The sequence below is a fragment of the Intestinibacter sp. genome, from assembly GCF_034113885.1.
In the GTDB taxonomy this organism is placed as follows: Bacteria; Bacillota; Clostridia; order Peptostreptococcales; family Peptostreptococcaceae; genus Intestinibacter.
Map to the genome: position 1 here is coordinate 1 of NZ_JAXEWM010000185.1, position 10799 is coordinate 10799.

The window sequence follows — 10799 nt, forward strand, 5'->3', positions numbered from 1 at the left end:
TAAAATATTCTTATTCTCTCATATTAGTGTTACTCTCTAGCATATCTGATAATTTGACATGTATCTCGTTTGTGTATCTTTTAAAAAATAATTTTTGCAAATAAAATATAATAAAAATCGCCAGCGTAAAAGCTACAGTTATAATCGAAATATTTATATCGTAATCCTTTGTCCACAGAAAAATACATATATTAAACGATAAACAAGCTACGAAAATCACAAAATTAAGTATCAAATTTACTATATTTAATCTCTTCATCATAAGCTACTCTCCCAATATATAACCTATTCCAAACAACGTAACTATGTACTCTGGATTTTTAGGGTCATCCTCGATTTTTTTGCGGAGTCTTCTGACATTTACAGATAAAGTATTATCGTCTACATAATTTCCATTGTAGTCCCATAATTTATCTAGCAAAACCTCCTTAGTCATAGCTATTCCCTTGTTTTTGCAAAGTAGCTCTAAAAGCTTGTATTCTGTAACGCTCAGCTTAATTTCTTCATTTCTCTTATATACCTTTTTGCTGTCAAAATCTATCTTCAACTCCTTATAGACAAATAATTTCTTAGCCTTTATATCGCTTCTTTTTAAAATTGCATTTATCTTAAATTTAAGCACCTCTATTGAAAAAGGCTTTGATATATAGTCGTCACAGCCACTCTCAAATCCCCTTATCATATCCTCCTCTGTATCATTTGCAGTGAAAAACACGACTGGAAAATCTATTTGATTTTTTATCTCGCTACATAAATCTAGCCCGCTTCCATCTGGGAGACCTATATCTAAAAGCAGAAAATCTATATGGTTTTCAGATATAACATTTTTCGCCTCCTGCTTAGTATATACACTTATAGTATTATAACCTTCTTTTTTAAGTGCAAACGACACACCTCTATTTAAAAGCTTGTCATCCTCGACAATTAAAATATTTTTCATAGCTTCCTCCTAAATACAATAAATCACGGACAATAAATTGTATATTATCCGTGATATAAATATTATTTACTTAAATTCTATCATTTTATCGTAAATATAGCTATTTTTCTATTCTTCTAAGTCTATCTGTCACGCTTGATTTAGAGCTTTGTTTATACACAACGCTAGGAGTTATAGTGCAAACTAGCAATATAAGCACTACCAATAAAATCAACGCACTGGTAGGGAATACAAATTCTGCATAATCGACCATATTTTTAATCAATTTTGAAATCATATACACGACACTCATACCTAAGGTCATTATCATAAATATCGTTATACCTGCATAATACAAGCCTTCAAAAGTCAGCATCTTCTTGATTTGTCTTTTAGTCATTCCTATGCTCTCAATTACGGCAAGCTCTGTCAATCTCGTATTTACATTTGTGACCATTACATTTATAAAATTAAGTATCCCTATAAATATCAAAATTATAGAAATCCCGCCAACTATTATGTTCATCATTATCATGCTTTGTTCGAAGTTTTCAACTGCATCTGATCTTGCTTCTAAATTTACATCCTTGCTTTCTTCAGCCATAAGCTTTAGCTTATTTTTTACTGATGGTTCGTATTTTTGATTTACATCGACCTTTACAATATTATTTAGTATATCGCAGTCGATTTTATCTATTACGGACTCACTTATATAAAATATAGGTATACCTATTTCGTTTTCTTTACCAAAGTTAAGTACATTATTTTTATCTTCAACTATATTTACTCCCAAATCAACAGACTTAGTTCTATCTGAATTTCTAAATGTAATTTGTTGATTAGAAAAATCTAATTCTTCGTAATTAGGATAGTAGAATGTACTTGTAAGTGCTATTTTTCCTTGCTTAAATGCCTCTACATCTATTTTATCGTCATTTAATTTTTCAAATTTGTCTATAGTTTCATCGTCTACAAATGATACCCATGTAGTAAGTTTGCTTGGATCCTTCTTTACCTTTTGTAGATAATTGTCTAAAGTATTTTCCTCTGTAGCGAATCTTTCATATCCAGCCTTTAAAGCAGGCATAAGAACATCTTCATTCATATCCATTCGTAAATTTGAGACCTTGTTTACTTTTACTGAAGTTACACCTTTAATTGATTTTATCGTTTCTATATCCTCATCGCTTAATTCAGAAATATTATCTCCATAATTTGTAAGTTCAAAATCATTTGGATAATATTTTTGTTGATAATTATCGACGCTCAAGCTATTCATAAAAGTATTTACACTTAAAAAAGTCAATATACCCATAAATAATGATAAAAATACTAAAATTGATCGTTTCTTATCTCTAAAAACATTATACCAAGCCATCTTGTATAGCTTTCCACCATTAGTTGATTTTCTATTTTTCTTTTGTTTTTTAGGCTTCCCACCTGTGTAATTTAATGCTTCTATAGGTGAAACTTTGCTCGCTATTTTAGCTGGTTTTCTACAGCTTATTAAAACTGTAAATAGTGAAAACAATATAGTTCCTCCAAATACTAATGGTGTAAAATGCACATTATTAGGCATCAAATCTGCATAATAGGTGCCTGAGCAAAACGATTCTATTGCATAAGGTACAACTAAAAATGAAACAGCCAGCGAAATAATTATTCCTATTGGTATCCCTACTATAGATAATCTAAGACCTTGACCTCTTACTATCTTTTTAATTTGCTTAGGTGAAGCTCCGATAGTTTTTAGCATACCGTAAAATTGAATATCCTTTGTTACAGCGATATACAAAATATTGTAGATCAATAAATAACCACTAAGTACCATGAATGCTCCAATAAGTCCAACTACTATAATAGCTGACATCTCTATATCCTTAGAATCTTCTTCTACATCATAGTTAAATTCAAACTTTTGATTGTTTTTTAAATCCACATTTTCCTCTAAAAGATTTGTTGAACCGTATTTTTCACTCTTTTTAAAGGTCATTGATAGTATTCCGTTTTCTTCTAGAGATAAATTGTGCTTTGCCACAAAATCCTCTGATACATATATTACACTAGCCCCATTTTCCATGAATGCAAGTGATTCTGTGTAATTTTTAAATTGCCCACTTATAATAAATTCTTTTTCTTCAGTTTTCCCATTTACTTCATATGTTAATTTTATCTTATCTCCTATTTGCGTATCTTCTATGTCTAGTAGCTTTTTAGACATCTCTGATACCATAATTTCATTTTCACCTTCAGGATAATCACCCTTTATCTCACCCATAGCTGGAGATATTTGTTTATCCCAATTTTCTCTATCTATATATTGAAGAACTACATTTCTTCCTTTTTTAGATAGCTCATCTGGATTCAAATTTCCAACTGAAATTTCTTCACCTATTGCATCAGATATGTTTAGGTCTTTAATCTGTTTTATCTGCTCGTCAGTAGGGTTTGGTAAAAAAGTAGTTGCAGTAGTACCTTGATATCTTAAATTCATAACTCTGTAGTTTTTTGCAAAGCTTATTCCCAAGGTAAATACGCTCGAAATCATAAAAGTAGTCAATATTATAGCTATAATTGCAAAAATATTTCTTGTCTTGTTAGCTTTTAGTGATGATTTAGTTATTTTCTTTATTATATTTTTGTTGTTATTTTCAAATTTCATTACTCATCACCTCTTACGATTCTTCCATCCTCGATTCTTATAACTCTATCTGCTAGCTGTGCTATTTCTTCATTATGTGTGATCATAACTATTGTTTGATTGAACTTGTTACTAGTCATTTTAAGTAGTCCGATTACATCCATACTAGTCTTGCTGTCTAGGTTTCCAGTTGGCTCATCTGCTAGAATTATAGCTGGCTTTGTCGCAAGTGCCCTTGCTATTGCTACTCTCTGCTGTTGACCTCCTGATAAATTGTTAGGCATATTTGTGATTTTGTCTTTAAGTCCAAGGATTTCAATTATCGAGTCGACGTATTCTGTATCGATTTTTACTCCATCTAGCTCTATTGGAAGCACTATGTTTTCGTATACATTTAGTATTGGAACTAAATTGTAGTTTTGAAATATAAATCCTATATTTCTTCTTCTGAATATAGTTAGCTCCTCGTCATTCATATCGTTTATCCTTTTGCCATTTATATAGACCTCACCTCTAGTCATTGTGTCTAGGCCTCCCAGCATGTTTAGAAGTGTGGACTTCCCACTTCCAGATGTGCCGACTATCGCTACGAATTCTCCTTCCTCTATTTCTAAGCTGACATCATTTAATGCGCTTACCATATTTTCGTCTTTTCCGTATATTTTTATTAAGTTATTAGCTTTTAGTATACTCATATTTATCACCTCGATTATTTAATTTTATATTTATATTGTAAATAAAACTTCTGACAAACTTGTGACAAAATAAAAAGAACATATCTATTATTTTTTAACTAATCTATTGTGCTAGTTAATTTTTTTACCAAATAAAGTAAATTGATTTTTGCAAAAAATAATATCTTATTAGTAGGTTAGTATTTGTAAATTTTAACCAAATACTAACCTTTTTATTTTAGCTATAGAATCATAATTTCCCATAAGTTTATTTATTAAAAAAGAAATATTATGAGCTAAAATCTTTATCGAAGTTCTAGTTATAAATCCTAGCATTGATTTACTTTTAACTTTATTTAAATTTAATTGCTCTGTTAATTGAGAAAAACTAGTTTCTATCCTTCTTCTGACTTTAAATATTAGTTGTCTTATTTCTTTTGGATAGTTATCTTTACTATTACCTCTTTTTAAGAATAATAAATTTATATCTCTTTCACCTTTTAGCTCAGGCGTTAGCCTTTTATTAACATATCCTTTATCACCTATAATAGAAATAGAATTATATTTATCACATAAATCCCACACCGTATCTCTATCATCTATATTGGCTGGAGTTATAACATAGTCAGTTAAGAAACCGTCTACTGTAGTAAGTGCATGAAACTTAAATCCAAAATATGTTTGTTTCTTTGATGGACATCTACCATAAGAGGCTTCGCCTTTAAAGCACTTACTAAAATGAGCTCTACCAAACTCACATACAGGAATAGGCATGCTGTCTATAATTCTTATATTATTAGAATGTGATTGAATATATTCTGAAATATATTCTCGTATTTCTTTAATTACAGCATATAGATTCCGTTTAGTTCTATTAAATCTAGTTCTATCTCCTAATTTAGGGAATAGTTTTATATATTCTCTTCTCAATAAACTGAAGAATGCTTTTTCTGAGTCAATAGTTAGAAGTTCTCCAACTATACTTATAGTGATTATTTCGCTATCTGAAAGTTTACTTTCCTTAATATTACGTCTATTTCTAATACTTATAGGAATAATATCTTTATATACATCATCAATTATTGTATAAATTATAGTAAATAAATCAGTTAAATTTTCAATTTCTTGGATATAATAATTATTAAGCTCCAACATTATAGTAACCCTCCTTTATATTGATGCTAATAATATTAGGGTGCTATATTTGTTGGAGTTTTATTATTGTAAAAATTAACTAGCACAACGAGTTAACTAATAAATATGTTCTCATTTTTACTTTTTATATACTTACATTATATTTATCAAACAACCATATAGGCATTGTCATACGAGCTGTCTTAAGTGGGTTTACAACTTGGCAGACCTCCATATTTCCAGCAATTGATAAAAGCATTATAAGCTCGTGTATATCTAGTGGCACTGTTGCCTTTAGGAAATCAAGCATTTTAAAGCAAGCCTGGCTACTAGCTTCATCTAAAGTTTTTCCTGCTGCGATAGTTATGTATTCATCCTTTGTTTTAAGGAAAGGAGTAGGCATTACTGCATCCTTTAAAACTGTAACCTTTACAGTTATCTCACCGTCGATTTCGATTCCGCAAGTTGCAGATTCTCCATTGCCCATGACTGCATGCAAGTCTCCCATAGCCAAAAGTGCACCGTCTACATTTACAGGTAAAAACAAGCTTGTTCCCTCTTGTATTTTATTGCAGTCCATGTTTGAGCCATGTTCTCCTGGTGTTCCGTTTAGTATTGCACCTTCCTTTGGGGCAGTTCCGATTACACCTATCATAGGATTTATAGGGAACTTAAGAGTATCGTTAAATACTGCATATCCATCTTCTATTTTTATAATTTTTGTGCGTTCTTCTTCTACAAAATCCTTTAGAGCACCTCTGCCTGGTGCTAATGACATAGCTCCCTGTGAAGCTAGCTCGATTTTTAAAATATCAACTCTTAAAACATCTCCAGACTCTGCACCATCTATGTATAAAGGTCCTGTCGCTGGATTTATATTAGAATAATCTATTAGATGAAATAAATCCTTTTCAGTTTTTATGCTGCCGTTGTAGCAATCTGAAGTTTGGAATACTACTGTGTCTCCAGATTTACAATGATGCTTTGCTTCGTTATTAGGTGACATTGATACTATTGAATCTTCTTTTTTTATATACATATTTTTCCTCCGTAATTTTTAATATCTTCATATAATTTATTATATCATGCATTATAAATAGTTTGTTTGACATGTTTTTCTTTGATATAATAACTTATTTTGCCTTAATTGAAATTTACCATAATACTATCATTCTAAGCTTCAAATATCATTTCGTTAAAATAAAATACTCCCTTCCAAATAAGCAAGTTTTGCCTGCTCATCTAAAAGAGAGTAACTATTTCTAAATAAAATTATTTACCAAATATACTTAATAACTTTTGCCAGAAAGTAAGTGTTTCTTCCTTCTTTTCTTCCTTTTGAACTTCTGGTTTTTCTATCGCTTCAGTTTTTATTACAAATTGTACTGATTCTACATCTGTATTTTTATCAGATACAAATGATTTTACTTCGAAGTCATCGCCTGCGAAGTTCTTTATCATAGAATCTATTTGATCGTCTATTTTTCCGTCAAGGTCTGATGTTTTATCCTTGAATTCACCAGTTCCATCAGTAAGGTCGTTTGTTCCTTTGTATAAATCGTTAGTTCCACTTACTAAATCTAATGCACCTTCATATACCTTAGTGTAACCCTTTGTTATTTTGCTGACTCCATTTGTGTAGTCCTTTATTCCACTATCTAATGCAGAGTAATTCTTTGTCAACTTATCTATTCCGCCTTTTAATTGTGTCATATTTGCCATTAAATTATTTAATGAGTTGACTAATTCTTGTATGCTGTCGTCAAATTGCTTATAGTTGCTTTGTAGTGATATTGCTCCACTCATCAAGGTAGTTTGACCTGAAGATGTACTCATTTGACTGTCTATTCCACTTATAAGCTGAGAGCTACCTTCTATATATGATGCATCTGCTTTTAGAAGCTTTTCTATAGAAATTAATTTGCCTGCTGTTTGTACATATTGTATAACTGCATCTGTGTTTCCTGCTGAAGCTTGTTTATATAATGATATTGCTTCTTGGTCTCCTTGTTGAGCTAATATTGCAATTTCTTTTGTGACACCATCAGTTCCGCCTGATGTATAGGCGCTGTATAGTTTTCTTTGAGTACTAGTTATTCCTAGAGCTTCTGCTGCATCCAAGTTTTTGGCTGCTAATTCTGAGCCACTGCTGATTCCTGCATTTTTTAAACTACTGTTGTATTTGTCTATACTTGAATCAACTGTCTTTAATCCTCCTACTAAGCTGTCTATTCCTGATTTTATTTGAGTAGAGGCAGAAGATAGTTTTTCTAAATCACTAGATGAGGTAGAAACATTGTCAAGTGATGATTGTATTGTCTTAAGTGCACTATATACTTCGCTAGAGCCACTAGTTAAATCAGATGATTTTGAATTTAATTCATTTAATCCACTTTGTATAGTTTTGATACCATCAGCTAAAGTGACTGCACCGTTTTTTAATTTTCCTGTTCCATCATTTAGATCGTTAGCCCCATCGTCTAAATCAGATACTGCATCCTGTAGTGTTTCAATTTCGTCAGTCAAAGATGATGTGTCTATAGAATCTTTGTCTATATCTAGATTTAAGTTTATCCCGTTTATTTGTATTTCATTCATTTCAAAATCAACTACATCTGCTGTAATTTTTATATGCTTTTCATTATCTGGAAGAATTGTGTAAGTAAGCTGTTTTAAAGCACCTACATTTGCCATAGTAGCACCTTCACTTTTTATGTTTTTGCATAAATTTGTATCTAATTGCACAGATGCTTGTAATGCATAGTTTTCAAAGAAATCTTTTTTGGCTTTTTTGTTTTCAGTTATATCCATTTGGATTTCCAATTTACCACTTTTGCCTGCTAATTCCTCTGCTGTATATTCCATTCCATCTAATTTATATTCGATATTTATATTCCATGGTAGCTGTGTATCAGATTTCATCATACCTTGATAGTATAATTCATCTGATGAATTATTTATTGTGACCTTACCGTTTGAATAATTTATTTTATCCATTGTGTTCATGTTTTTTACTGCCTCGTATATTCCATAATCCACAATGTCTTTATCATCGAATATATTTACTGCATAAATTTCTTCTATTTCTCCAGATGGATTTAAGTTTGCATATATTACTTCTTCTTTTTCAGTTGATTTTTCAGCCGCTAATGAAGCTGTTGTAAGTCTACTAGCACCACACAATACTCCTGCCATTGTAATTGCAATAAATTTATTGTAATTTTTCATAACGCGTACTCTCCTATTCATTAAATTTATAAAAATCTATAGCTCTTGTTGTTTTTTGAACTAAACCATCAAATAAATACAACATTCCAGGAATTACAAACAATACGATTATAGTCGATAAAACTGTACCTCTAGCCAATAAAAGTCCTAACTGACTAAGTAGTCCATGTGTAGATATTTTCCACAACAACGCCCCTGCGATTGTAAGTATTGATGCTGATGTCAAAATTGATACTGTAGTTGATCTAACAGTTTCTATAATGGTTTCTTTCTTAGGCATTGATTCCCTAATTTCGATATATCTACTTGTAAGCAATATTGCATAGTCAACTGTAGCTCCTAATTGAACAGAGCTTATAATCAAATATGCAATATAGAACACGAAGCTTCCTTTGAAATAAGGTATTGATAAATTTATCCATATAGCGGTTTCTATTGCTAATACTAAAATTGCTGGAAGAGATATTGACTTCATAGTAAGTAACAATACAGCAAATACTGCACATATTGCTATAGAATTTACGCTTACAGTATCCTTTGTTATAGTATCCATTAAATCATATGTACTTGCACTTTCCCCAGCTAAATGATAATTATCGTAGTATTGTGAAGCCAACGAACGTATTTCTCTTACAAGCTCAAAGGTTTCTTCCCCTTCATAATCCGCATCTACTGTTAAAATCATTCTACTGTAATTATCAGATATCAGCTTGCTCAAAGTATCATTATCAACATAATCCATAGGCACCTCAGCACCTGCGTTATCTACATAAGAAACTATACTTGTAACCTCTGGTATTTCATGTAATTTATCGCTAAGCTCAGTTTCCTTTTCTAAATTGCCCTTTTCGACCATCAATACTAAATTATTTGATTTTCCAAAAGTATCTTCTATCTTTTCTCTATCCTTTCCAATTTGCGTATTTGTACTAAATATTTGAGAAGATCCATATGAGAAGAAATTCTTTTGTTGACCTAGATTACAAGGTACTACTAATAATAAAAATATCAAAACTGCTGGAACCATCATTTTTGTCACAGCTTTTCCGAATTTGCCAAAATCAGGAATGATATATTTATGTCTAGTTTTATCTATCAATGGATAGCAATACAGTAAAATTACTGGGTATAATACAAAAACAGTTATCAAGCTCAATAAAATTGCCTTTGCCATAGATAGCCCCATATCCGGTCCAATTTTAAATTGCATAAGTATAAGAGCCGCAAATCCTATCACTGTAGTAAGGCCGCTCGATAAAATAGATCCTGTCGATTTACAAAGCGCATTTACCATAGCATTTTCTACATCCTGCCCCTCTGCTCTCATCTCCTCAAAACGATGCAATAGGAAAATCGAATAATCCATAGATACAGCAAGCTGCAATATTGCTCCAGCTGCATTTGTTACAAAGGAAATAGTTCCAAACATCAAGTTACTACCTTTATTTAATAATATGGCTACCCCTATTGTTCCAAGCAATAATATCGGTTCTACCCATGAATGTGAAGTAATACATAAAACCACCAAACAAATTGGAATTGCTAACATCATTATTCTCTTTATTTCTTTAGTTGTAGATTGTGTCGCAACTGCTGTATTGACAGCTGTACCCTCCATCGAATTGTCGTCGCCTATTAAATCTCTAATTGCATTTACAGCCTCTATTCTCTTTTCTTCTTCAATAGTCACTGTAAATAATGCATTATTGTCTTTATAATAATCCTCAACAGCCTCCTTATCAGCTGTTTCCAAAGGTATATTTGTGTCTATAACATCGTCTAGCCAAGTGACTTCTTCAACACCGTCTATGTCCGATAATTTCTGCTTCATCTCAAGTGCCTCTGCAATACTTAAATCCGATACCATAACTCTGGCATTCGGAATGCTCATATCGTATTCTTCATTCATGGTATCTAAAGCTACTGTCGATGCAGTTTCATCTGGTAAATAGTCATTCATATCGTAGTTTACTCCTACCATAGTACTGCAAACTGCTGAAATAATTATTGCAACAGCAAATACTGCTATTACTAATTTTTTATGATGAATAATTTTCTCATAAAAATTTCTCATATACCCTCCTCCTTGTATAATGTAGTTGTAATATTTAATAGAAAACTTTCAAGTAATCTACCGAACATTAACAACTCTTCTAAAATTTAATTCTATTTAAAATCCTATCGGATCTTAACTCATTTCTTA

Annotated in this window: 8 protein-coding genes; all 8 read right to left on the reverse strand. The window is 31.3% G+C overall.

Features of this window, described 5'->3' with window-relative positions; genetic code table 11:
- Window positions 1-10: 10 nt before the first annotated feature.
- Window positions 11-262 carry a hypothetical protein gene (locus SPD90_RS11590; protein ID WP_320925335.1) on the reverse strand — a complete coding sequence of 84 codons (252 nt, stop codon included), beginning with the start codon at window positions 260-262 and terminating at the stop codon, window positions 11-13.
- Between the two features lie 3 nt (window positions 263-265).
- Entirely contained in the window at window positions 266-940 is a 675-nt protein-coding gene (locus SPD90_RS11595; protein ID WP_320925336.1) for a response regulator transcription factor, read from the reverse strand.
- Window positions 941-1040: 100 nt separating this feature from the next.
- Entirely contained in the window at window positions 1041-3581 is a 2541-nt protein-coding gene (locus SPD90_RS11600) for an FtsX-like permease family protein (RefSeq protein WP_320925337.1), read from the reverse strand.
- Complete coding sequence (locus SPD90_RS11605; protein ID WP_320925338.1) at window positions 3581-4255, reverse strand: ABC transporter ATP-binding protein; 675 nt, start codon at window positions 4253-4255, stop codon at window positions 3581-3583. The genes SPD90_RS11600 and SPD90_RS11605 overlap by 1 nt, the downstream gene beginning before the upstream one ends.
- 192 nt (window positions 4256-4447) lie before the next feature.
- Window positions 4448-5389: an IS982 family transposase gene (locus SPD90_RS11610; RefSeq protein ID WP_320925339.1), complete on the reverse strand. Its 942-nt coding sequence runs from the start codon at window positions 5387-5389 to the stop codon at window positions 4448-4450.
- Window positions 5390-5513: 124 nt separating this feature from the next.
- On the reverse strand, window positions 5514-6407 hold the full coding sequence (locus SPD90_RS11615) for an acetamidase/formamidase family protein (RefSeq protein WP_320925340.1): 894 nt from the start codon (window positions 6405-6407) through the stop codon (window positions 5514-5516).
- Window positions 6408-6640: 233 nt separating this feature from the next.
- Window positions 6641-8596 (reverse strand): hypothetical protein, encoded by a 1956-nt coding sequence (locus SPD90_RS11620; protein ID WP_320925341.1) that lies wholly within the window; start codon window positions 8594-8596, stop codon window positions 6641-6643.
- 13 nt (window positions 8597-8609) lie between these two features.
- A complete protein-coding gene (locus SPD90_RS11625) occupies window positions 8610-10670 on the reverse strand; it encodes an efflux RND transporter permease subunit (protein ID WP_320925342.1) in 2061 nt (686 codons plus the stop codon).
- Window positions 10671-10799: the final 129 nt, after the last annotated feature.

Bases quoted from the DNA above. Each gene is read 5' to 3' on its own strand.
- SPD90_RS11610 (WP_320925339.1), bottom strand. From the start codon at position 5,389: ATGTTGGAGCTTAATAATTATTATATCCAAGAAATTGAAAATTTAACT.
- SPD90_RS11595 (WP_320925336.1), bottom strand. From the start codon at position 940: ATGAAAAATATTTTAATTGTCGAGGATGACAAGCTTTTAAATAGAGGT.
- SPD90_RS11615 (WP_320925340.1), bottom strand. From the start codon at position 6,407: ATGTATATAAAAAAAGAAGATTCAATAGTATCAATGTCACCTAATAAC.
- SPD90_RS11625 (WP_320925342.1), bottom strand. From the start codon at position 10,670: ATGAGAAATTTTTATGAGAAAATTATTCATCATAAAAAATTAGTAATA.
- SPD90_RS11620 (WP_320925341.1), bottom strand. From the start codon at position 8,596: ATGAAAAATTACAATAAATTTATTGCAATTACAATGGCAGGAGTATTG.
- SPD90_RS11590 (WP_320925335.1), bottom strand. From the start codon at position 262: ATGATGAAGAGATTAAATATAGTAAATTTGATACTTAATTTTGTGATT.
- SPD90_RS11605 (WP_320925338.1), bottom strand. From the start codon at position 4,255: ATGAGTATACTAAAAGCTAATAACTTAATAAAAATATACGGAAAAGAC.
- SPD90_RS11600 (WP_320925337.1), bottom strand. From the start codon at position 3,581: ATGAAATTTGAAAATAACAACAAAAATATAATAAAGAAAATAACTAAA.